General features: G+C 54.8%; 23 protein-coding genes. 18 read left to right on the top strand and 5 right to left on the bottom strand.

Features of this window, described 5'->3' with window-relative positions:
* Both C1J03_RS21710 and C1J03_RS21705 read right to left on the bottom strand, forming a co-directional pair.
* Nucleotides 1–354 carry a hypothetical protein gene (locus tag C1J03_RS21710; protein ID WP_114888477.1) on the bottom strand — a complete coding sequence of 118 codons (354 nt, stop codon included), beginning with the start codon at nucleotides 352–354 and terminating at the stop codon, nucleotides 1–3.
* A gap of 47 nt (nucleotides 355–401) precedes the next feature.
* Entirely contained in the window at nucleotides 402–1,094 is a 693-nt protein-coding gene (locus C1J03_RS21705; RefSeq protein ID WP_114888476.1) for a DUF599 domain-containing protein, read from the bottom strand.
* 336 nt (nucleotides 1,095–1,430) lie between these two features.
* On the opposite strand from C1J03_RS21705, the gene C1J03_RS21700 reads away from it, so the two are divergent.
* The 7 genes from C1J03_RS21700 to C1J03_RS21670 all read left to right on the top strand — a co-directional run bounded on the left by C1J03_RS21700 (nucleotide 1,431) and on the right by C1J03_RS21670 (nucleotide 8,103).
* Nucleotides 1,431–2,879 carry an FAD-linked oxidase C-terminal domain-containing protein gene (locus C1J03_RS21700; protein ID WP_114888475.1) on the top strand — a complete coding sequence of 483 codons (1,449 nt, stop codon included), beginning with the start codon at nucleotides 1,431–1,433 and terminating at the stop codon, nucleotides 2,877–2,879.
* A 50-nt stretch (nucleotides 2,880–2,929) separates the two neighbouring features.
* Nucleotides 2,930–4,039, top strand: a complete 1,110-nt coding sequence (locus tag C1J03_RS21695) for an FAD-binding protein (protein ID WP_114888474.1) — start codon at nucleotides 2,930–2,932, stop codon at nucleotides 4,037–4,039.
* Complete coding sequence (locus tag C1J03_RS21690) at nucleotides 4,036–4,401, top strand: hypothetical protein (protein WP_114888473.1); 366 nt, start codon at nucleotides 4,036–4,038, stop codon at nucleotides 4,399–4,401. Before C1J03_RS21695 ends, C1J03_RS21690 begins: the two co-directional genes overlap by 4 nt.
* A 12-nt stretch (nucleotides 4,402–4,413) precedes the next feature.
* Nucleotides 4,414–5,793: a glycolate oxidase subunit GlcF gene (glcF, locus tag C1J03_RS21685; protein ID WP_114888472.1), complete on the top strand. Its 1,380-nt coding sequence runs from the start codon at nucleotides 4,414–4,416 to the stop codon at nucleotides 5,791–5,793.
* Between the two features lie 91 nt (nucleotides 5,794–5,884).
* Nucleotides 5,885–6,688 (top strand): trypsin-like serine peptidase, encoded by an 804-nt coding sequence (locus tag C1J03_RS21680; RefSeq protein WP_441351121.1) that lies wholly within the window; start codon nucleotides 5,885–5,887, stop codon nucleotides 6,686–6,688.
* On the top strand, nucleotides 6,675–7,505 hold the full coding sequence (locus C1J03_RS21675; protein WP_162798631.1) for a trypsin-like serine peptidase: 831 nt from the start codon (nucleotides 6,675–6,677) through the stop codon (nucleotides 7,503–7,505). The genes C1J03_RS21680 and C1J03_RS21675 overlap by 14 nt, the downstream gene beginning before the upstream one ends.
* A 127-nt stretch (nucleotides 7,506–7,632) precedes the next feature.
* Complete coding sequence (locus C1J03_RS21670; protein ID WP_114888469.1) at nucleotides 7,633–8,103, top strand: Hsp20 family protein; 471 nt, start codon at nucleotides 7,633–7,635, stop codon at nucleotides 8,101–8,103.
* A gap of 61 nt (nucleotides 8,104–8,164) precedes the next feature.
* Here C1J03_RS21670 and C1J03_RS21665 read toward each other — a convergent pair whose 3' ends face one another.
* Nucleotides 8,165–9,658, bottom strand: coding sequence for a vanadium-dependent haloperoxidase (locus C1J03_RS21665; RefSeq protein ID WP_216825879.1), 1,494 nt, complete (start codon nucleotides 9,656–9,658; stop codon nucleotides 8,165–8,167).
* A gap of 42 nt (nucleotides 9,659–9,700) precedes the next feature.
* Nucleotides 9,701–9,907, bottom strand: coding sequence for a hypothetical protein (locus C1J03_RS25640; RefSeq protein ID WP_216825878.1), 207 nt, complete (start codon nucleotides 9,905–9,907; stop codon nucleotides 9,701–9,703).
* 272 nt (nucleotides 9,908–10,179) lie between these two features.
* Here C1J03_RS25640 and C1J03_RS21660 point away from each other — a divergent pair, with 272 nt between their 5' ends.
* Nucleotides 10,180–10,893 carry a hypothetical protein gene (locus C1J03_RS21660; RefSeq protein WP_254694124.1) on the top strand — a complete coding sequence of 238 codons (714 nt, stop codon included), beginning with the start codon at nucleotides 10,180–10,182 and terminating at the stop codon, nucleotides 10,891–10,893.
* Nucleotides 10,894–10,941: 48 nt separating this feature from the next.
* Here C1J03_RS21660 and C1J03_RS21655 read toward each other — a convergent pair whose 3' ends face one another.
* Complete coding sequence (locus C1J03_RS21655; RefSeq protein ID WP_114888467.1) at nucleotides 10,942–12,414, bottom strand: NAD-dependent succinate-semialdehyde dehydrogenase; 1,473 nt, start codon at nucleotides 12,412–12,414, stop codon at nucleotides 10,942–10,944.
* Nucleotides 12,415–12,493: 79 nt separating this feature from the next.
* Here C1J03_RS21655 and C1J03_RS21650 point away from each other — a divergent pair, with 79 nt between their 5' ends.
* The 10 genes from C1J03_RS21650 to C1J03_RS21610 all read left to right on the top strand — a co-directional run bounded on the left by C1J03_RS21650 (nucleotide 12,494) and on the right by C1J03_RS21610 (nucleotide 21,705).
* A complete protein-coding gene (locus tag C1J03_RS21650) occupies nucleotides 12,494–13,285 on the top strand; it encodes an alpha/beta hydrolase (protein ID WP_114888466.1) in 792 nt (263 codons plus the stop codon).
* 120 nt (nucleotides 13,286–13,405) lie between these two features.
* The gene (locus tag C1J03_RS21645; RefSeq protein ID WP_114888465.1) at nucleotides 13,406–14,617 is read left to right on the top strand and encodes an aminopeptidase P family protein; all 1,212 of its coding nucleotides are present in this window, start codon (nucleotides 13,406–13,408) and stop codon (nucleotides 14,615–14,617) included.
* A gap of 164 nt (nucleotides 14,618–14,781) precedes the next feature.
* On the top strand, nucleotides 14,782–15,858 hold the full coding sequence (locus C1J03_RS21640) for a hypothetical protein (protein ID WP_114888464.1): 1,077 nt from the start codon (nucleotides 14,782–14,784) through the stop codon (nucleotides 15,856–15,858).
* Complete coding sequence (locus tag C1J03_RS21635) at nucleotides 15,833–16,099, top strand: hypothetical protein (protein ID WP_162798630.1); 267 nt, start codon at nucleotides 15,833–15,835, stop codon at nucleotides 16,097–16,099. The genes C1J03_RS21640 and C1J03_RS21635 overlap by 26 nt, the downstream gene beginning before the upstream one ends.
* Nucleotides 16,092–17,213: a hypothetical protein gene (locus C1J03_RS21630; RefSeq protein WP_114888462.1), complete on the top strand. Its 1,122-nt coding sequence runs from the start codon at nucleotides 16,092–16,094 to the stop codon at nucleotides 17,211–17,213. The genes C1J03_RS21635 and C1J03_RS21630 overlap by 8 nt, the downstream gene beginning before the upstream one ends.
* Nucleotides 17,214–17,279: 66 nt before the next feature.
* Entirely contained in the window at nucleotides 17,280–19,217 is a 1,938-nt protein-coding gene (locus C1J03_RS21625; RefSeq protein ID WP_114888461.1) for an AAA family ATPase, read from the top strand.
* On the top strand, nucleotides 19,214–19,441 hold the full coding sequence (locus tag C1J03_RS25490) for a hypothetical protein (RefSeq protein ID WP_162798629.1): 228 nt from the start codon (nucleotides 19,214–19,216) through the stop codon (nucleotides 19,439–19,441). The genes C1J03_RS21625 and C1J03_RS25490 overlap by 4 nt, the downstream gene beginning before the upstream one ends.
* Nucleotides 19,438–20,793, top strand: a complete 1,356-nt coding sequence (locus tag C1J03_RS21620; protein ID WP_114888460.1) for a DUF6638 family protein — start codon at nucleotides 19,438–19,440, stop codon at nucleotides 20,791–20,793. Before C1J03_RS25490 ends, C1J03_RS21620 begins: the two co-directional genes overlap by 4 nt.
* 3 nt (nucleotides 20,794–20,796) lie before the next feature.
* The gene (locus tag C1J03_RS21615) at nucleotides 20,797–21,063 is read left to right on the top strand and encodes a hypothetical protein (protein ID WP_114888459.1); all 267 of its coding nucleotides are present in this window, start codon (nucleotides 20,797–20,799) and stop codon (nucleotides 21,061–21,063) included.
* A 15-nt stretch (nucleotides 21,064–21,078) separates the two neighbouring features.
* On the top strand, nucleotides 21,079–21,705 hold the full coding sequence (locus C1J03_RS21610; protein ID WP_114889139.1) for a DUF1523 family protein: 627 nt from the start codon (nucleotides 21,079–21,081) through the stop codon (nucleotides 21,703–21,705).
* Nucleotides 21,706–21,760: the final 55 nt, after the last annotated feature.

Here is a 21,760-nt window from a genome sequence, read left to right as displayed (position 1 = left end):
TTATCTCAGCCGAACGCCAACAAAACTATCGTACCAGCCGTTTACGTTGTCGCGTGCCTGAATGCGAACTTGTTCTGTGCCAGTAGGGACTTTCACACCAGATAGCGACCGTGTGAAAGGCTGCTCATTCACATGAGGATGCGCAAGGGTTCGCTCACCCAGAATGGTGCCATCTAAAGAGACAATCCGCCAGCCATCCACATAATCATCCCAACCTGTGTCGGTGTGAGAGATCGTCACATCAAAAGTATATAACCCACCTTGTCGATGTGCGGTGACGTTGTCGATGCGCGGCGGGTCAGCGAACACTGGGGCAGAAAGAGCTATGAATAAAGACAGGCTTCGTTTCAACATGTCCGATACCTTAATATGTAAAGCTGTTATCTATAAACGCTTGGCCGTCACTTTGCCAAGAGAATGCAACGCGAATGTGATGCGAACTCACGCCGCCATATGATTGTGACAGTTAAGACACCGGCTGCGATTAGCGCAATAGGCCCAGCCAACCAAGCGAGCGCTGCCAGGGCAAAGTAGATCGCCCGTAGACCTCTGTTGAAGCTGCGCGCTGCTGTGATGTTAATCTCTGCGGCTTTGGTCGCAATAGGAACGGCGTCTTTATGTGTCGCGTCGTTTGGCACAGCACCCATCAGCACCGAACAATAGCCAAAAAGCCGGTTTGCCCAAACGAACTTTAAGAAACCGTTGGTCAAATAGACCACGACGAACATCATCTTGATCTCGAGAACGACGGCGGAGTGCTCATCGAACGTGAGGTCTTCGGCAAGGCCAGACAGTTGCTCAGAATTACCAATTAGCGCCAGTGCTCCGCCGATCGCGATCATGCTGGTTGAGGCAAAAAATGAGGTGCCTTGCCTTAGGGACGCAACCGTTTGGGCGTCAAAGATGCGCGGCTCTCGTGTAACCATCTGACGCATCCATTCGCGGCGGTACTCGGCCATTATGACCGACACGGACGGCTTGGCCGCGGACGGCCTTTCTATCCACAGACCAATAAAAAACCAAAGAGAGATAAGCAGTGCAACAGCTGCGCCGTCGAGAAGCGAAAATAGATAAATGCGATCAATGATGTCCATTGGCGGTGTCTACGCCCCGGCGCAGGTGCTGACCAGTGGCTTGTTGATGCAATCAATGAAGCGTGCGGAAATCGCGAAGGAAGCCGATTGCGGCATGATCTTTTTGATCCTCACATTGTGCCGGTTCAGACCCTAGGCCCCCATCTGCTTTCGGTCGGTATGCATATCAGGATCTCGCCGACGTTGCTGTTGCTTTGGTGGCCCCAAAGACGAAGAGTAACCCCAACCAAGGCGCATCAGACGTTGCCAGCGAATGATATTGCAGCACGGGTGCGCGGTTCTATCTTGCAAATCTCGACGATTGGTAATATTATTTTACCAAATTAGGAGAGCTCTATGGAAATGCCAAGCCCGGACCCTCGCATTCTGGCGATCAAATCCCGCGTTGTAGCCCGTCTGCACGGGGTGCTTCCGGGGGATGCAGTGATCCATGATGAGGTCGAAACACGAGCCTATGAATGTGACGCACTTACTGCATATCGGTGCCCTCCAATGGTTGCTGTCCTACCTACGACGACCCAAGAAGTCGCCGCCGTGCTTAAGATTTGCCATGAAGAAGGCGTGCCCGTTGTGCCGCGCGGCTCTGGGACTTCGCTGGCCGGAGGAGCGTTGCCCACAGCAGATTGTGTTATCCTAGGCGTAGCGCGAATGAATGATGTTCTGGATACCGATTACGACAACCGGATCATTCGGGTTCAGACGGGGCGCACGAACCTGAGCGTGACGGGTGCCGTTGAAGAGAACGATTTTTTCTATGCGCCAGACCCTTCAAGTCAGCTGGCCTGTGCGATTGCAGGTAACATCGCCATGAATTCGGGCGGCGCACACTGCCTGAAATATGGCGTCACGACGAATAACCTGATGGGCGTCACCATGGTGATGATGGACGGTGAAATAGTTGAAATAGGCGGCGCGCATCTTGATGCGGGCGGTTTGGATTTGCTGGGACTGATCTGCGGATCAGAAGGGCAGTTGGGTGTCGTGACCGAAGCGACGTTGCGTATCTTGCACAAGCCCGAAGGCGCGCGGCCAGTATTGATGGGATTTGACGACAGTGAAGTCGCCGGTGCCTGCGTCAGTGACATCATCAAGGCTGGTGTTCTGCCTGTTGCGATCGAATTTATGGACCGCCCCTGCATCGAAGCAACAGAGGCTTTTGCCAAAGCTGGCTACCCGATGTGCGAGGCTCTTTTGATTGTTGAGGTTGAAGGATCAGATGCTGAGATCGACCACCAGCTTTCGCTGATCATGGAAATCGCGCGTCGTCACAATCCCGTTGAACTGCGTGAAAGTACCTCAGCCGAAGAAAGCGCCAAGATCTGGCTTGGCCGCAAATCTGCCTTTGGCGCAATGGGGCAGATCAATGATTATATGTGCCTTGACGGAACGATCCCTGTATCAAGCTTGCCTTTGGTGCTGCGCCGCATTGGCGAGATGTCTGACGAATATGGGCTGAAGGTTGGCAACGTGTTTCACGCTGGCGACGGCAACATGCACCCGCTGATCCTCTTTGATGCGAACAAGCCCGGCGATCTGGAGCTGTGTGAAGCGTTTGGCGCAGATATTCTAAAACTCTGCGTAGAAGTTGGTGGCTGTTTGACCGGGGAGCACGGTGTCGGGATTGAAAAGCGCGATCTGATGCATGTGCAATACGCGCCCGCCGATCTCGAAGCGCAGATGGCTGTGAAAGATGTCTTTGATCCGAAGTGGTTGTTGAACCCTGCGAAGGTCTTTCCGCTTGATGCGTCAGATGCTCGGCGTGCGGAATCCGCGGCTGCGGCCTAAGGGCTATAGGACCAAGTAAACCCTCCGGGATAATTGAGGCCACAAGAACTATGACACCCAAAACTGAGAGCGAACTTGTTGAAGCGATCCAAAGTGCGCGCGCACCTCTTGCTGTTTCTGGCGGCGCAACGCGCGGTATCACCGTTGACGGTGAGCCGCTGTCAGCAAAAGGTTTGAGCGGGATCAGCTTGTATGAGCCCGGCGCAATGACGCTTGTGGCGCAGTCAGGCACTCCGATTTCTCTGATTGAGCGCACCTTGGCCAAAGACAATCAACGTCTCGCGTTTGAGCCTATGGACCACCGAGTGCTGTTGGGTACAAAAGGCGAGCCGACCATTGGGGGCGTGATGGCGGCAAATGTCAGTGGCCCGCGACGGATTGCAGTGGGTGCCGCGCGGGATTTCGCGCTGGGGGTTCGCTTTGTTGATGGATCAGGAACGGTCATCAAGAACGGGGGCCGGGTGATGAAGAACGTCACCGGCTATGACTTGGTTAAGCTGATGGCGGGATCATTTGGGACGCTAGGCGTTTTGACCGAAGTTGCCCTCAAGGTATTACCGATGCCTGAAACAGAAGGCACCCTTGTGCTGTCTGGGCTAGATGACGCGGCCGCAGTTGCCGCTTTGGCCAGCGCACTGGGCAGTCCTTTTGAGGTCACTGGTGCGGCGCATGACCCGCAAATAAATGAGACAATGTTGCGCGTTGAGGGATTTGAAGCATCAGTGAACTACCGCATTGAGCAACTGCGAAGTTTGTTGTCTGAAACGGGTGCCGAAATGCAAGTCGAGGATCGCGACAAAAGCCGGATGCGCTGGGCCGATCTTCGGGATGTCAGGGCTTTTGCAGATTCCGATGGTGATGTTTGGCGCGTGTCGTGCAAGCCATCTGACGCGCCGGGGCTAGTCACAACGGCTAAAGCACAAGCTGTGTTGTTTGACTGGGCTGGTGGCCTTATCTGGCTGAAAACAACGCCGGGAAGTGATCTACGTTCTGCACTTGGCACCTATGATGGGCATGCGACCTTGGTGCGTGGATCAGCTAAAACGCGCGCTACATTGGGCGGATTTCAAACGCCAGCTTCTGGTGTTGCACGTCTGTCACAAGGTCTGCGCGCGAGATTTGATCCACGCGGCATTCTAAATGCTGGATTGATGGGGTGAGCCTCGCAACGCTTTTCCTGATTATTTTTATCGTGGGTCCCGTGTTGTTCCGGCAGATGACCAAACCGGAGCCGTCGCGGGCAAGCTTCTGGATCTTGGGGCTTTGTACGGGGCTCTGTGCACTGGGCGGGCTGGCCGTACGTTTTGGCCTTCCTCTGGCATGGGGTCGTGACTTCACCGTGACAATCGCTGGTATCGCGCTGATTTGGATCGCTTGGATTAGCGTATTGTCGCCTGGGGCCCAATCGTTGCGGCGGCGCGATCCGGGCACCCTGATGCGGCGCTGGACGGGCATGATTGGTGCGATCGGTACAACAGTACCATGGTTTGGTCTGGCTTCAGCCAGCCTGATGCAGGGATAGAGGGCAACAGCAATGCAGACGATGTTTACCGAAAAACAACTTGAAGACCCGGCGACGAAACGCAGCAATGAGATCTTGCGGTCCTGTGTGCATTGCGGATTTTGCACAGCGACTTGCCCAACATATCAGGTGCTTGGCGATGAACTCGATAGCCCTCGCGGACGTATATATCTGATCAAAGATATGCTTGAGAACAACCGTGTGCCGGACGAAAAAACGGTCAAGCATGTCGATCGTTGTCTGAGCTGTCTTGCCTGTATGACGACCTGCCCATCGGGCGTGCACTATATGCATCTGGTTGATCATGCGCGCGACTATATTGAACAGCGGTACAAGCGGCCATTCAGTGACCGTGCCTTGCGTTGGATTTTGGCGCGTATTTTGCCTTATCCGATGCGGTTCCGAGTTGCCTTGCTGGGTGCCAAGATAGGGCGGCCCTTTGCGCGGTTCATGCCTGATCCAAGACTGCGCGCCATGCTTGAGATGGCACCAAAGGTGATCCCGCCTGTTTCGCGCAATGATGATCCGCAAAGCTTTGCACCAAAAAATAAACGCAAAATGCGGGTCGCGCTTATGACGGGCTGTGCGCAAAAGGCGCTCAATACAGATATCAACGATGCCACCATACGGCTGTTGACCCGGCTGGGGGCCGAAGTCGTCGTCGCCAAAGGTGCTGGCTGTTGCGGTGCGCTGACCCACCACATGGGCAAAACCTCTGAAAGTCATGCAACAGCGGCTCTAAATATCGACGCTTGGTGCGCTGAGATGGACGGCGAAGGGTTGGATGCGATCGTTATCAACACCAGCGGGTGCGGCACAACGGTCAAAGACTACGGTCACATGTTTCGCAATGACCCAAAGGCTGCGGCAGCTGCGCGAGTGTCTTCTTTGGCGCGGGATGTGTCGGAAGTCTTGATGGAATTGACGGGCAAGGATGCGGATGGCACGCCATGGCAACCTGCCAAAGATGGGACCATAGCGACCGATGGCAATGCCCCTCCCGAAGGCATTGTAGTTGCTTATCATGCGGCCTGTTCATTGCAGCATGGCCAGCAAATCAAAACCTTTCCCAAGGACCTACTAAAGAAGGCTGGATTTAGCGTTGTGGAGCCTGCGGATTCGCATCTGTGTTGTGGTTCTGCAGGTACGTATAATCTGATGCAGCCGGAAATATCGTCGCAGCTAAAAGAGCGCAAAGTCAAAACCTTAGAAGCCAAGAACCCGGATATTATTGCTGCAGGCAATATTGGTTGTATGATGCAGATCGGTTCGGCCAGTGCGGTACCTATTGTGCATACGGTTGAGCTATTGGATTGGGCATGGGGTGGCCCCAAACCACCAGCACTATCTGCGGATGTGGTAAAACAGCCTGCGATCCCAAAATTGAGGTAACCGCGCCGTAATTCTGCCGTATCGGGCCGCTATTTCTGTTTAGGTATTTTAGATTTTCACCGAATAGACGGAGCTTCCTTTGCGGCGTTGGATGGCACTTTCCCTAATGGTGGCCACTTTGGCCACGACTGCGTTTGCACAGGATCTAAGGTTGCGCCGGCTTCAAAGCGGTGTCGACGCCAAAGCTTGGGAAGCTGTTGGGCGTCTGGACATAAACGGAACCGGGTTCTGCACTGGTACATTGATTGCTCCTCGCTTGGTGCTGACTGCGGCGCATTGTTTGATTGATCACGAAACGAAAACGCTGATCGACTACGGTACGATTGAGTTTCTTGCCGGGTGGCGCGATGGCCGCGCAGGTGCTTACCGCCAAGTGCGCCGTGCCGTTGTGCATCCTGATTATGAATATGACGTTGATCTGTCCTCAGGCCGAGTTCGAAATGATCTGGCCCTTCTTGAGTTAGATCAATCGATAAATAGCCTATCCATCAAGCCTTTCCGAACCGCAGAGCGGCCACAAAAAGGGGATAAGGTCGGCGTGGTAAGCTACGCAAAGGACCGCAGTGAGGCGCCCTCTCTCCAAGAGGTGTGCACGGTTCTAGCACGTCAGGAGGGAGTCTTGGTTACGTCTTGTTCCGTTGATTATGGCTCCAGCGGCGCGCCAATTTTCATTGTCAAAGATGGCGAAGTGCAGATCGTTTCTGTGGTGTCAGCCAAAGCCGAAGTTGCCGGCGAAGCGGTATCGCTCGGAACGGCGCTGATCCAGCCTTTGGCAGAGCTCCATGCTGAGATGATGGCTGGCCACGGTGTGCTCTTGGAGGCTGGCCCAGGCGACGCTCGCAGTCGCGTTGGTGAAAATGATCGCAATACGGGGGCAAAATTTGTTCGCCCTTAATCTCATACGAAAGACGGTTTTTGGCCTTTTAGTCGTCGTTGGCGCGCCGGTGCTTGCACAAGATACGGCACTTGTCGGGTTGGACCGGATCGAAAAGGCGTCGCCTTGGATTGCGGTCGGCCGGTTGGATGCTGCGGATGGTGGATTTTGTACGGCGACGTTGATCGCGCCCAATCTAGTTTTAACCGCAGCGCACTGCACCTACGATTCAAACGGCAGCGGTAAACCGCGGCGTGCCAAAGAATTGACGTTTCGCGCAGGCTTTCGGAATGGAAAAGCGCAGGCTGAACGCAAGGTTATCCAGATCGCACGGCCCGAAGAGTATCTATATAATAGCGGCGATACCGAACGTAACATCAGGACCGACGTCGCTTTGCTTCGGCTTGCACGCCCGATTGAAACGCACATCATCAACCCGTTTATCGTCGAGCCACGGCCAATATCGTCAGGTACTGTCAGCGTCGTTTCTTATGGGCAAGGTCGATCAGAATTGCCATCGCTTCAACGAGAATGCCAAGTGCTCGGGGCCACGCGCGGCCTTATGGTTATGGATTGCAATGTTACATTCGGCTCGTCTGGTGCGCCTGTTTTCAAGCGAGATGGCCAGCGGTTGCGGATTGCTTCGGTGATCTCTGGTACAGCTAGCTTTGATGGTACCAGACGCACTGTTGGCATGGCTTTGCCGAACATGGTCAGCGCACTAAAGGCGCAAATGCGCGCCAACGGGCCAGCACCGGTGGCCAAAGCCCGGCGTATCCAGTTGGGCGGCGGGCGCAGCGGTACAGGCGCGAAATTCGTCCGCGTCGACGGGTCTTGAAACCAGCAAAAACCATCCCCACATGATCATTGTCAGGGTGCCTAATGAGGGCTCTGGCAGACTGAAATCGGGTCCGTCCAATGTCGGAGGGCCTGCTGATTGATCGCTCAAAAATGAGGATGAACACATGCGTAGTTTTGATTTTGCACCACTTTACCGGACCAGCGTTGGTTTCGACCAGATCGCGAACCTAATGGACCGTGTCCTAACAGCTGAAGGCGCCCAGCCCAGCTATCCCCCCTATAACATCGAGAGATTGGAAGACGATTCATATCGGATTTCCATCGCAGTCGCAGGCTTTGCAGACGCTGACCTTAGCGTTGAAGTCCGTGAGAAATCGCTGATCGTTTCAGCGAAAAAGGGCGACGAGAACGACGGAGTGAAATACTTGCACCGTGGTATCGCGACCCGCGCTTTTGAACGTCGGTTTCACTTGGCCGATCACGTGACAGTGTCGGGTGCCAGCCACGTAAATGGCATGTTGCACATCGAGCTGCAGCGGCAGGTGCCTGATGCGTTGAAGCCCCGCCAGATCCAGATTGCATCCGCAGCACCGTCTATCGAAAAAGATGTCGTGGATGCAAAGGCCGTCAACTAACCTCCCCCTAAGACGACGGCATCAAGGCCCAGCGTATCCCCGCTGGGCCTTTTTCATGCTCTCACCGCGCGCCAATGCGCAGTGTTTCCCCGTCAAAGGTTGTAAGGGACATTACAAACGGGTCGGTTGAATAACACAAAGCTTGCTCTTGTAAGATACCAATTGCGATTTCTTCGCCCATGCGCAAGCTGTCGTAATAGTCCGAGAAGTAATGAACCCCGGCCATATTCCGACCGATGGAGATGTTAGCGGCAAGTTTGTTCAGCTCGCCTTCCAACGTCAGAGGCCATTCTGGCTCCACATCGACCAACTCGGTTCCATTGACGCGAGATTCGTATGCCACGCCAACGTCCCCTGCCTGCGCATGGCGAAAGACGGCGCGGTCCTCGTCCTTGATCAGGACAGCCCCGGTGTCAAAGAACGCTTTGAGCACAGTGATGCAGGCTCCCGCCACTGTGGCATGACCCGCAGCATAGGATGGATGCATTGGTGACCCTTCGGCAAACGCCATCGGCAACAACGCGGTGCTCTCTGCGTTGAGCGTTTCTATGGCATCCACGGTATCGCTGATGCTGCCACGCAAACCGACCATGTCACCGCACAATTGCGGGAACGCTGCGTCGAGTTCTGGTGCCTTATGAATGCGCGCGGCAAGCGCTTCGGGGCGCAAACGCAGGTGGTTGTTGAATTTTTGATACCGCGCTGCCTTTAGCGCACGGGTGGCCACTTCTGTCACCATTGTCAGGATGTGGGGCCCGCCATAAAGCGCAAATCCACCCACGTTTGAGGGTCGCCCGGCCATCTCTGCTCCCGAAGGGTAGCTTTCGCGGGCACCAGAAAGCGTGGCAAACCCAGGATCAAACGGCGCGTTCATGGCCAGCAGGATGAGGCATGCATTCAGATACGCCTCATAAAGAGCGTCGAAGTGCACATACGTGGCCAGGTCACGCGGCGTGTGCATGAACCGTCTTGTGCCAGCGCTGAAGGGTTGGCCCGGATCGCCCGGCCCGCGCACATCAAATCCATTTTGCACATCTAACCAATCACGCCAGTTGGTCAGAAAATCGACACCAGGGTCAGCCACGGGCACTCGTTGATCGATGGTCAACGCCCCATAAGCGATCTGGCCATCTGTATGACTGTGGATGCCCCCGATGTCGTTGCCGATTAACAAGAACTGCGAAAGGTAAGGTCCGACATCAACCCCTCGGGATGATCCACGAAAGGCGGTCTGCCGGGTTAGCTCTCCACCCTCAGTCTTGCGCGGACGGTTCGGAAATCCCGCCTGCGCATATTCATACCCGTTCATTCGAGCGACAGATGCGGTCAGTGCAGCACTGCCACCGGGGCTGTCAAAGAATTGGAATGGCTCATCACGTAGCAGTGCCAACTCGTAGACTTCGGCCATCTCAAAGGCGAGTTCGTCCGAGCCAAGTTTGGGGGCCGCTGCCATGGTCACAGCCTGCGCGTCGGGGCCCTGTAAGTCATAGGCCAAACCGGCGGTCGGTGCTTCCCACTTGCGCCGCGCCGTTTCTTCGCGTTCGGGGACGGGCACGCGGTTGTTGAAAGCGTCGATAACGCCGTCATCAATGGCTTGTCAAAATGCGCCGAAATGGTCGGGCTTTGCTACCAGCCCGGTATGCAAATCGTGCTCCAACCCTTTGGTAAAGCTCATGGCGAAATGCGCCCCGGCGAATTTTTGCTCGTCGCCGTTTGAGAGATGCGCAGGGTGCGGGCGATCTTTGGCTGCCTTGGCTGCTGTGACACGCGCTCTAAATGATTCTTGTGTTCTATACTGAGTCATTGTGACCTCTATAATTTTAATAAAATTAGGACGTTAGAATAGGTAGTGGTCGTACGGCGATGAATAAGCCGCACTATATTCTACCATAACGGGAATAGTTTTGCAGTCAGGTTTACCTTACGGTCGAAAATCCCAACTTTTTCTGGTCCTGAAGGGCGCGGTCTTCGCAGATCACGAATTCTAAATCTCTTTGAGTGATTGTGCTGGCAACATGGAAACTGTTGTCGTGAGGGTTGATGTTTTTGAAACGTTGCGCAGGTATTGTGGCCTGCATGATTTGGCTATCCATGCCTGCTTTTGGCGAAGCGATATCTTTACTGGGCTCATCATCTCTCGGTGTTGCGCGCAGTGCATTGATCCAGACCCGCGCTGAGGTAGAGGCAAGCAACGGCCCGCGCCGGGCTGCAAGTCTGTTTGCCGGACTATCGGGGGCAGGTATGTTTGCTCCCCTACCAGATCCGGTGGTGAAAACCGCTGTGGTAATGGTCGCTCCATCTGTCTTTAGCGGGTCAGGGATTGAACGTTTAAGGAATCTTATTGGTCAGGCAGAATCGCGCAAACATGGTTATGATGCGGTCCAACATGGGGCTAAGATACGTCCGGCCAAGCGCCCGACCGAGCTGACCATTGATGAGATTTACGCTTGGATAAAGGACACTCCGGGACAGCCCCATGCAATAGGGCGCTATCAGTTCATTCCCCCGACCTTACGCCGTTTGGTCAAAACACTAGGTGTCCCCCCGCAAGCGCGGTTTTCACCGGCTCTCCAGGATCGGCTTGCCGATGTTTTACTTGCAGAGGCGGGTTTGCACAAAATCAAGACGGGCAAGATAGCACGTCACAAATTTATGAATAATCTTGCTATGATTTGGGCGGGATTGCCAAATTCTTCCGGCCAATCGCACTACCATGGCTATGCAGGGAACAAGGCATCAATGTCCTGGGCCAAATTCGACGCCGAGATGGCACAGATTTTCCCGAGTTAGAAAAAAGTGGCCCGCGGATGCTACAGCGGGCCACCTGAAAGTTTTAAGTTAGACCGACATGCAGATGTATTTCATCTCGAGGTAATCCTCGATGCCGTGGTGGCTGCCTTCGCGTCCGAGACCAGATTGTTTGACCCCGCCAAATGGTGCCACTTCGGTCGAGATGATGCCGGTGTTTACACCAACGATGCCGTACTCAAGCGCCTCGGCTACCTTGTAAACGCGGCTCAGGTCTTTGGCATAGAAATAGGACGCAAGACCAAAGATCGTATCATTGGCCATCGCAATCACATCATCAACCGTGTCGAATTTAAAGAGAGGTGCAAGTGGACCAAATGTTTCTTCGGTCGCCACTTTCATCTTTTGCGTGACCCCAGTGATAATTGTCGGGGCCAGGAAGTTGCCATTCATCTCGCCACTGTCACCAAGCGTCACCGAACCACCCTTAGCAACCGCATCCTCGATGTGTTCCCGCACTTTTGCCCCTGCATCGGGGTTGATCAACGGGCCCAGGTCGGTGCCATCCTCAAAGCCGTCTCCGACCTTCATCTGCAGCACCCGCGCTTTAAGCTTTTCCGCGAAGGCATCGTATACGCCTGCCTGCACATAGATACGGTTGGCGCACACGCAAGTCTGACCGTTGTTGCGGAATTTGCACAAGATAGCCCCTTCGATTGCGGCGTCCAAATCGGCGTCATCAAATACGATGAAAGGTGCATTACCTCCCAGCTCCATTGAGCATTTCATCACCTGATCAGCGGCCTGCTTGAGCAAAATGCGCCCAACTTCGGTCGATCCGGTAAAGGTAATCTTGCGGACGGCGGGGTTCTCGCAGAACTCTTTGCCTATTGCTGACGAAGAACTGGACGGTACTACGTTGAACACGCCTGCTGGGATGCCAGCGCGTTCGGCCAAAACACCCATGACGATAGCACTAAGCGGTGTTTCTGCGGCAGGGCGCGCAACGAATGCACAGCCAGCGGCCAATGCTGGTGCGGCCTTGCGGGTGATCATCGCGTTTGGAAAATTCCACGGCGTGATTGACGCGGCAACGCCAATCGGCTGCTTAATGACGGTGATCCGTTTATCGCGTTGGTGGCCTGGGATCGTTTCGCCGTAAATCCGCTTTGCTTCTTCGCCGAAGAATTCGATGAACGACGCGCCATACGCGATCTCGCCCTTAGCTTCGGCCAATGGTTTGCCCTGCTCTGCAGTCAGGATGATGCCCAAATCATGCTGATTTTCCATCATCAAATCGAACCATTTGCGCATGACACCTGCGCGCTCTTTGCCGGTCCAGCTTGCCCATTCTTTTTGTGCAGCGTCGGCCTGAGCGATGGCTCCGGCGACTTGGGCCCGGCTCAAGTTTGCCACCTTTGCGATCACATCACCGCGTGATGGGTTCGTAACGTCGAACGTTCCATCATCACCGTCGACCCAGTTGCCTCCAATAAAGGCGCGTGTTTCCAAAAGGGTAGGGTCGTTTAGCATGGATTTCAGGTCGGTTGTTGAGGCTGTCATAGCTTTCTCCGCATTTGCTTGTGGCCTCCAAAGCAACTCCGGTTATGATTGTCCAGTTCGACTTTGAAAGGATGAATGAATGCAGCTCGATGACGCCTATGCAAACGCGGCGCATATTCCCGGCGCGGATGCTTTTCCGCCAGCATGGGAAAAAGCGGCAGCGGCCTTCCGATCAAAGCTAGGTGCGCGTGCGGAACTAGGTGTGTCTTACGGGCCCACGGACCGGCAGGCCTATGACTTTTTTCAACCCGAAGGTGTGTCACGCGGTACCGTTGTCTTTGTACATGGCGGCTATTGGATGAAATTCGACCGCAGCAGCTGGTCCCATTTAGCGGCCGGTGCTCTGGGGCGCGGATGGGCCGTCGCCATGCCGTCCTATGATCTTTGCCCGGATGCACGGATTGCGCAGATCACTGGCCAAATTGCGCGCGCGGTGACCCACATATCCAAGCGGACGCTGGGGCCGATTGCGCTGGTAGGTCATTCTGCAGGGGGGCACTTGGTGTCCCGGATGACTGACCCCGTTTTGCTAAGTTCTGACGTGCGCGGCCGCATTGAACAGATTATTCCGATCTCGCCTGTGGCGGATTTGGCCCCGCTCATGCAGACCAGTCTGAACGAAACCTTGCAGTTGGACGCAGCAGAAGCACAGAGTGAGAGCCCAGCAAATATGTCGCCGCCCCACGGTGTGAATGTCAACGTTTGGGTCGGGGCCAATGAGCGTCCCGTGTTTCTGGAACAGGCGGAGCTTTTGGCGCGGGCATGGGGCGCACGGCGCGTGGTGGCTGAGGGTTTGCACCATTTTGATGTGATCGATGCGTTGGCTGATTCCGAAAGCGATATGGTAAAGGCGCTGCTTGGTGTGAAGTAAGGGCTTGATTGGTGCGTTGATTTGGGCGATCCCAAGCACAAGGCTGGGTGTGATGGCGTCGCGCCCAATAAGGTCTATTCGTCCTGAACGCCGGGACCTTTCTGTAAGGGAGGGTCTGATATGACCACTTCACGTGCCGACATGTACCGCTATCACAATGGCGAAAAATCTACGCTACCTTTTGAGGCGGCGGAATATGAAGCGCGGCTCGAAGAGCTGCGCGAGCGGATGGACGCGGCGGGTGTTGCAGCTGCTGTTTTCACCTCAATGCACAACATCGCGTATTATTCCGGCTTTCTTTATTGTAGTTTCGGTCGGCCTTATGGCTTGGTTGTGACGCAAACGGACTGCGTGACAATCAGTGCGGGCATCGATGCAGGCCAACCTTGGCGCCGAAGCTTTGCTGACAACATTACCTACACGGATTGGCAGCGCGACAACTACTGGCGTGCGATCCTTAGTGTGGCTGGTGAAGGGCAAGTCATCGGCTATGAAGGGGATCACCTGACCCTGATGCAGCGCGACAAGCTGGAAGATTTCCTTAAACCTGCCGTGATGGTCGACCTGTTCGAGACCACGATGCGCCAACGGATGCACAAATCCCCGGCTGAGATTGCGTTGATCCGCCACGGTGCACAGGTTGCCGATGTTGGTGGCTACGCAATTCGTGACGCGATCAAGGTTGGTGCGCGCGAAATCGACATTGCCATGGCGGGGCGTGATGCGATGGAGCTGGAAATTGCCAAGCGGTTTCCCGACGCTGAATATCGCGACACGTGGGTCTGGTTTCAGTCAGGCATCAACACCGATGGCGCTCATAACCCGGTGACTGGGCGTGCTTTGCAGCACGGTGATATCCTGTCACTCAACACGTTCCCGATGATCTCAGCGTATTACACCGCCCTGGAACGGACGCTATTCGTGCAAGATGTCGATCCTGCGAGCCTAAAGATCTGGGAGGCCAATGTGGCCGCGCATGAGTTTGGAATGGCCTTGTTGAAGCCGGGCGCAAGCTGCGCTGACGTCACGCTAGAGATAAATGAGTTTCTGGCGGAGCGGGACATGCTGCAATACCGCACCTTTGGCTATGGCCATTCTTTCGGTGTGCTGAGCCACTATTATGGCCGCGAAGCGGGACTTGAGTTGCGCGAAGATATCGACACTGTGCTGGAACCTGGCATGGTTATCTCGATGGAACCGATGTTGACGATTGAGGCAGGCAAACCCGGTGCGGGCGGCTACCGCGAGCATGATATCTTAGTGATCACGGATACCGGCAACGATAACATCACCGGCTATCCTTACGGTCCAGAGTTCAACGTCGTGGGCTAAACCTGATACCAACAAGGGGTTTCGGGGCATATTCTTGAGCCCCAGTGCCCTTTCCTTTGTATCGTGCATTTGCGAGAGTTTAATGGAAAACGATGTGAAGGTGATGTAAATCGCCTTCACATTACCTATATTGTACGTAACTGATTGAAACGAAGGAGTGATTGATGGCCAATCTGGATGCACAGGTACGGGAATCTCAAACGCAGGTCGCAGAAGCACAAAGCAAAATTTCTGAACTTACCAGCCGGATTGAAACGGCACGGGCCAAACTTAAGGCTGGCGATGATGCGATGATCGACATCGAAAATGCATCGCTTGAGGATGTGCATGCGCACACTGAGATCATGAATGCCAATATCGCAGAACTGATTATGGGCCTTGATGACGTTACCGCCGGTTTTTCCAAGGACTTTGACGATATGCGTTCAAAAACCGGGTGGGAGAGCATCATTGGCATCTTCTCCGGTGCCAAATCTGACAGCATGCGCCAAGAGCGAGTGCGTTCAGCATCCATCGATGACAAGTTGCAAGATCTGATCGCCAAATCAGATACAATCGTGCAGCTGCTCGAAGGACAGTTGGTCATGCTCGAAGAGCAAAAGACCAAGGTGGAGGTCAACCTGACCGAAACGTTGGACGAGCGTGAACTGACCGTTGGAGAGCTTGAAACGATCCGTACCGATATTGGCGGTATGGATCCCACGATTATTAAGCTGGAAAATGCGATTGCGTCCGAGACGGATGCCGCCAAACGCACCAAGCTTGAGACTGAACTCGCGGCTGCCAACACCAAATATAACGGGTTGGTGCAAGAGGAGCAGGTCAAGCTGGCTAAATCCCAGACGTTGGAGCGTTATATCGAAAAGGGTAAAACCTGGATCGACAGTTTGCAGAACCAGGCGGCGACGCAGATGGTGCTGATCAACAAGCTGCAGACAGACACCAAACAGCGCGTTGTGCTTTATGATGCTTTGACCAAATCGCTGAAGACGGCGCAGCAGCAGGACGTCGCGCACCGCATAAACGAGATCGGCGTGAAGACCGATCAAGAGGCGCAGTCAGCCATGGCAGGCATTGGTGCTGCAACAAATGCGCGGATGGCCGAGATGATGGAAAAGCACGAGGACCACATGGTTTTTGCCCGTGAGGTACTGGAGCAGAAGGCGAAGGCGGACGAGCGGTTCGCGCGGCGCTTTGCCAAGATCATCGAGAAGCATGACAGCAACCAGTATGGGGGATAAGCCTAAGGAAAGCGCACCCCTTAGGCCACTTGGTTTGTTGGCGGCTTTGGCTGGCTTGCTGCTGGTCAGTCCGTTCATCTATCTGCCGGATTGGTTTCTGATTCCGGCGCTTACGGCTGTGGGGATTACCTTGCTGATAGCGCGGACCTATTGGGCTTACTCGCAACCAATGGATCCGAAAGCTGAGCAAGCACAACTGCGACAACGTATCGTCAATGGGCTCAAATCAAAGAATGACTGATCCGACACTCGACCACGTCGGCCTGTCCGACACCTTCGCCAGCCGCCGCTATTTCCGCAAGTTCGAGGGCATCATGCAGCATATGCTGCGGGTTGCAGGCGTCATGGAAGCAGAAGGCAAACTGGACCGGGGCGAGGTAGATATTCTCACCCGATATGCGTCTGGGTTAACCCATACCTTCCGCGCGCTGAGCCTGAAATATCTGCTGGTCGGGCGCGAGACGGGGCGTTTCTTTGGCTCTTTGACAATGGACGAGCGCGATAGCGGTTTTCCGGTGGCCGAAGAGCTGATGACCATGGCCAATGACGCCCAGCAAGCCGTGAGCCATTTGGCTGGAATGCCCAGCGTTGAAGGCTTCAAAGATCAAATGGTGAAGGCCATTTTGGGGGATCGAAAAATCCCGACAAAGCTGCAGTTTTCTCTATCTCAACGGCTCTATTATGAAGAGCTGATGAAAGGGCAGATGTTCTGGGTAAATAACCATCCAGAGGCGGTATGGCTGAAGAACCTTGAGGGGGGGCGTCGGCAATTTCGACTGCATTGGGCGACCTACGACAGTCAGGTCAATTTACCTGTTATCTACCTGATGGAGCTTGAGGACAGCGGCGATGTTGCATTGCCCAAGGATACACAACGTTGGCCGGAAGTGCAGGCCCATCTGAACGCCCAAGCTCTGGGCGGGCTTAAGCTGGTGACAATTGCGCGTGGGTTTGATGAAGATTTTGTCGACCTGCACCCCAAGCGGCTTCGGCGGTTTCACGTGGGTCCGATGTACTCGAACGCCTTCACGCGGCAAGCGGGGCCTTTGCGTGAGGTTCTTGCAGAGGCAAACGCGCCCGCCGGTCAGGACTGGGCTTTGGTCTGGACCGAAGAGGAGCTGCTCTCTGATCGGGTGATCGAGGAGAAGGCCGGATGGTTTTCGACAGTCGAACGAGAGGTTTTTGCGTTGGACCCGTTTGGTGGCAAAGGTGCCGATTTGGGTGCTACGCGATCACAGCGCAGCATTATTTTGCCTCAGCGCCCTTACCAGGTGCTGGAGGAGAAAAACCCGCCCGGCTTTGGATCGGTTTCGAAGTTTGTGGTGAGCCCACAAGGCCGTGTTTTGCAATATTGACGTTGTGGTCCGTTATGCCACCGGTGGCAATCCGATGGGAAAGATGAAGTTGAGAAGGAAGTACAAATGAGCCAGACGTCCGATCAGATGGAGCTTCGTGAAGAAGATATTGCTGCACATGTTGCGGTGGCGCAGTCTCTCTTAAAGGCGTTCGACCACGCGCCCCGGATTGGTAAAGCGGGATCGGAACAGGCTCAGACGGAGAAGTCATCTGGGATCGGCACGCGGCGGCGGTTTCGCTCAACGACACCGGGTTTGGCTACACAGCGGCGCGCGGTTTCGGGCTCAGTACAGCTGTTGGGCCGAATTATGGGGGCTGATGACGGTGATAAACTGGTCACCCCGTTGCAGGCGACAGTCATGCATGCGCTGCGCCGGGCAATTGCGATTGCGTTGGCCGTAGCGGAGAACGTGGCCGAGCAATCTGGCCTTGGTGACCTAAAGCGCGCCAACCTCGAAGGGTCTTTGCCGGCCGCCCGCAAGGCGGAATTCGCTGAACTGCTGGCCGCCGAGGCATTGGTGACGCTCTATGTGTTCGGCAATGCGACGGCATACCTCCTTTCTTCTCATCTACCCGAAGCAGCGGTTGAGGTGGGTGAGGTGGATGAGGTCCTTACAGACAACGGCCAGACCGCTTTGCATGGTGTTTTGTGGGAGCTTGATCAGGATATTGCGGCCCACGCACAGGATGACGCTTTCTTGGTCGCGACGGTGTCCGCCTTTGCCGAAAGCCTGATGGAGAAGGTCTCTCTGCGCGCCCAGACGGCCCCGCGACTTGAGGCATTCAATACGGCAGCGTGGCGGGTAGAGGCAGATGATTTTACCGTGAGTGGATTTTCTCCCGCTTCAAAGGCAAAGTCCACGACGCTGACAATGACGTTCAAAAAGCCAAACGAAGTCGTTGGCAACCACATTGCGAAATATCAGTCGATGAAACTGGCCAAAATGCTGATGGCCTATGATTTTGACCGCCACCTGAACCCCTTTGCGGAGCTCGGCGGGTTTATCTTTACCTTCATGGGCGACGGCGCGCCGGGGACGGGCAAGACGACGCTTATTCAGATGATGGCGGGGCTGGTCAGCGAATATTGTCAGGTCGCTGGCTATCCGTTTCGGTATCAGAACCTCAGCACGGATAATATCGACAGCTATCAGGGTAAATCGGGGCAAAACGCCAAGGCATTTATCAACAACATCATCGATCCAAGTGTCATCGGTTTCGGCACCATCGACGACATTGACCAACTGGCAGGCAAACGCGGCGATAGGCAGTCTTCCGCAGGCCAACTCGAAATTACTGCCGTGCTGATGGAGAGTTTTGCGGGGGCAAATACCGTCGTGCGCGGCAATTGCACCTTCGGCATGTTCTCGAATTACCCTGAGAACGTCGATGATGCCCTGCGCCAACGGGCGGGCGCGCGGTTCCTTGTGGATGGGCCGCAAACGCGGGACGACTATGTCGACATTCTGTATTTGCTGATGGGCAAAAACCACGACATCCCGCTGGGTGATCACGAAGTGTTCGAGGCCCAGCAGATCAAGAAGGCAGTTGCCGCGTCATTTGACTCGCATTCGCAGCCTCACGAGGAAGGCCTCTTGAAGGTCTATGAAGCCGTAAAAGGCGAGATTGGCGAGCTGGATACGATCAACAAACTGGGCACCTATCTCAAAGGCATCCAAGAGGCTGACGAACGTTTTACCGGCCGCGCGATCAAGAACATCACGGATGCAGTCAAAGTCCGTGCGATGGATTTTGAGCTGCCCGATGAATGGATGGAAGACCCGGAGCTGTTCTTGTTCAAAGGCTATGATGCCAAAAAGGCGATGATCGAGGACATGCGCAAACCCATCACGGTTGAGATGGTCGTGCAGGAAATCAACCGCTACGCGGACAGCGAATTTCGCTATGCGGATAAGTCCGATGAAGTGGCGATTGATGGCGCAGTGCGGGACATGCAGCGCATGGAGGCTGCGAAAAAGCGGTATTTGGGAGGGAAGGGGTGACTCATCTCTCCGATCAAACTGAGGGCGGGCTTAACGAGTTTATTGAGTTTAGGAACACAGGCTGCGGAATGACGGGCGTTGAAATGTCTGAGCTTGAACAACAGGATCTTGAGTTGCGGTTCCTAAATGGTTGGGCGTCTAAGTTCCCTAACAAAAACGGTGGGCGTCATTCTGCGCCTATCGAACGCCGATACATGCTTGCTTCGCGATTGGCGCTGATATGAAACGCCTCATCCAAAAAGGCCTGATGTTCGGCAACCTGTTCCACGTGGAAAGCCCCACACTGGTTGAGCGCTACAACCGCGCATTGGAACACCTCACCGGCAAGCGAACCGCGCTCACTGATTTCCACGTTGATATCTCGGGGTATTCGCCCGAGATCGGGGATGAGCTGGACGACACGCTTTACCTCAACCACGCAGGCGTGAACCGGCAGTTCATTTTGCTGAGCATGGAGCAGCGGACGGCACCGCTTTTGAACACCAAATTCTCAACCTCACGCGATATCCTAAAACAGTTTTTTGCGGGAAATGAGGCGCAGCTTTTTGCGCTGACGGCGCGGGATGCGGTGGCGGGGGAGTTGGTGAATTCGGTTTATGACATCTCAACTCCGGCGCGGCTCTTTGACATCCGGCGCGTCACGGTTGAGGCAGATACCACCGCAGGCACGGTCCGGGATGCGAATAAACTCGCCGGGATGGTGGACCAGTTTCGCAACGAGCCTGACGGTTGGTTTGACGATGTGTTGATTGCCGAAATGATCGACCTCGCGGGGAAGACAGGCGATGTGGTGCGCAATCCTGTGCGACTTAATCAGATGAGCTTTGATCAGCGCAATTTCTGGACGGCGCATTTTGGCGGGCTGTATTTATGGCAGGACATGGAACACCCGGCGGTGATTGCGCCCTCTGGCAAGGCCGGGTTGGGTGAGTTGCCGCTCGAATATGTGTTCGACTTGCGCGACCGCAACAACATCGCGAAGTTCTTCAAGTTCAACGGACTGGTTGAAACCATCGTTGAGGCCCGTGGTGTGGATGCGGCGGCGATACTGCGCCAAAAGATGGATTTCATTCTAGTCGATGCTGCGGCGGATGCGGGTGCAGATTTGCAAGGCAGCACCCGTGCGGACATGCGCAAGTTGGCGCGGTCACATTCGGACAAACTGCCAGAAGAATTCCATGCCTTGGCAGCGCTGGTGAACTGGGCCGAAAACGGTGGCAACTGGCCCAAGATCGACAGTGACCACCCGGCCTATTTCTACACGCTGCGGGCGGCGGACACGCCTGATGCGGCTTTGGTGAATATGTTGTTGGCTGAATTGGCACCAAAGGACATTCGGCAATTGTTCATCTGCCACAAGGAATTATTTTACCGTACCTATGCCGGCTGGCCGGAGACAAAGAAGGCTTATGTTGCTGATTTTCTGGAACGTGAGTATCAGGTGGATAAGGCGGGCGCGCGTGATGCGCTCTTTGGCCACGAGGCTCCTATGGCGGAGCCAGAGCGTGGGGGGCCACCGCCTTTGCCTGATATGGTAGCCCGGGTGGGCCCATGGGGCGCAGTAAAGAGGAGGTAAGGTATGTTTGCATTGGGTCGGCTTTTGTTTATCGGGTTCATCGTTTTGACGGTGATCTATGTTTGCCTGTCGCTTTATTCGCGTGCGGTGCGGCGTGGAAAACTGCGAGCGGAGTGGCACGAAGGACCGCAGGACATCGACAAAGAAACATTTGTCGATCAGGGTCTGGCCGAATATGACACCTCGTTACGGCGCAAGCTGATTTTGGGTGTTTATGTCGTCCCGGTGATCGTAGTTAGCGTCATCATTTACCTCACGAATTTCAGTTAAGGAGACGTCATCATGCTGGGCCTCATCAAATGGACGTTCTGGATTACTTTTTGGGTGCTGGTTGTGTCTGTGTTTCACTACACGTTGCCACAAGTAGATATTGTGCGGGTCACCGACACTTATGAAAAACGTGTTGATCCCGGTGAAAACTCAATCTTTTGGGCGCAGGCAGATATCGGAACGGATCCTTTGGCACTCAATCGGGATGTTTTCTTTATCCAGACGCGACGGGCCAAAGGTGATGTGATGGTGTACCGCAACGAGGATACTGGTTGGGGTTGGCCGCCGTATTTTAAGTTTGATACATCTAACTTGCAGGCCGAGGCGGCGGATCTAAAATCCACGGCGGATGGCGGGCAATATGCGGCAATCAAACACTATGGTTGGCGCAATGAATTCCTGACGGTCTTTCCCAATGCGGTTTCGATACGCGCAGTGGACGGTCCAGACGCCCCCAAGGGCCTGCCGTGGCTGAACATTATCATTATTACCATATTCGCAGCGGTCGCCTATGGCATCTGGGTGCGCTGGCGCAGGTTCCGCCGAGCGAGGATTGATCCAACTGTAGAGGCGATCGAGGATGATTTTGCCGATGCCTCAGGCCGGTTTTCGAAATGGATAGGGTCATGGCGGCGAAAGTAAAACTGCGCGACCGCTTAGTACGATTTGGCGGCGCGCGACCCTAAGCAGCCCTCGC

Origin of the sequence: Sulfitobacter sp. SK012, from assembly GCF_003352085.1 — a bacterium.
Lineage (GTDB): Bacteria > Pseudomonadota > Alphaproteobacteria > Rhodobacterales > Rhodobacteraceae > Sulfitobacter.
The sequence above is the reverse complement of the archived record's forward strand: the minus strand, read 5'-3'. Positions and strand labels throughout refer to the sequence as shown.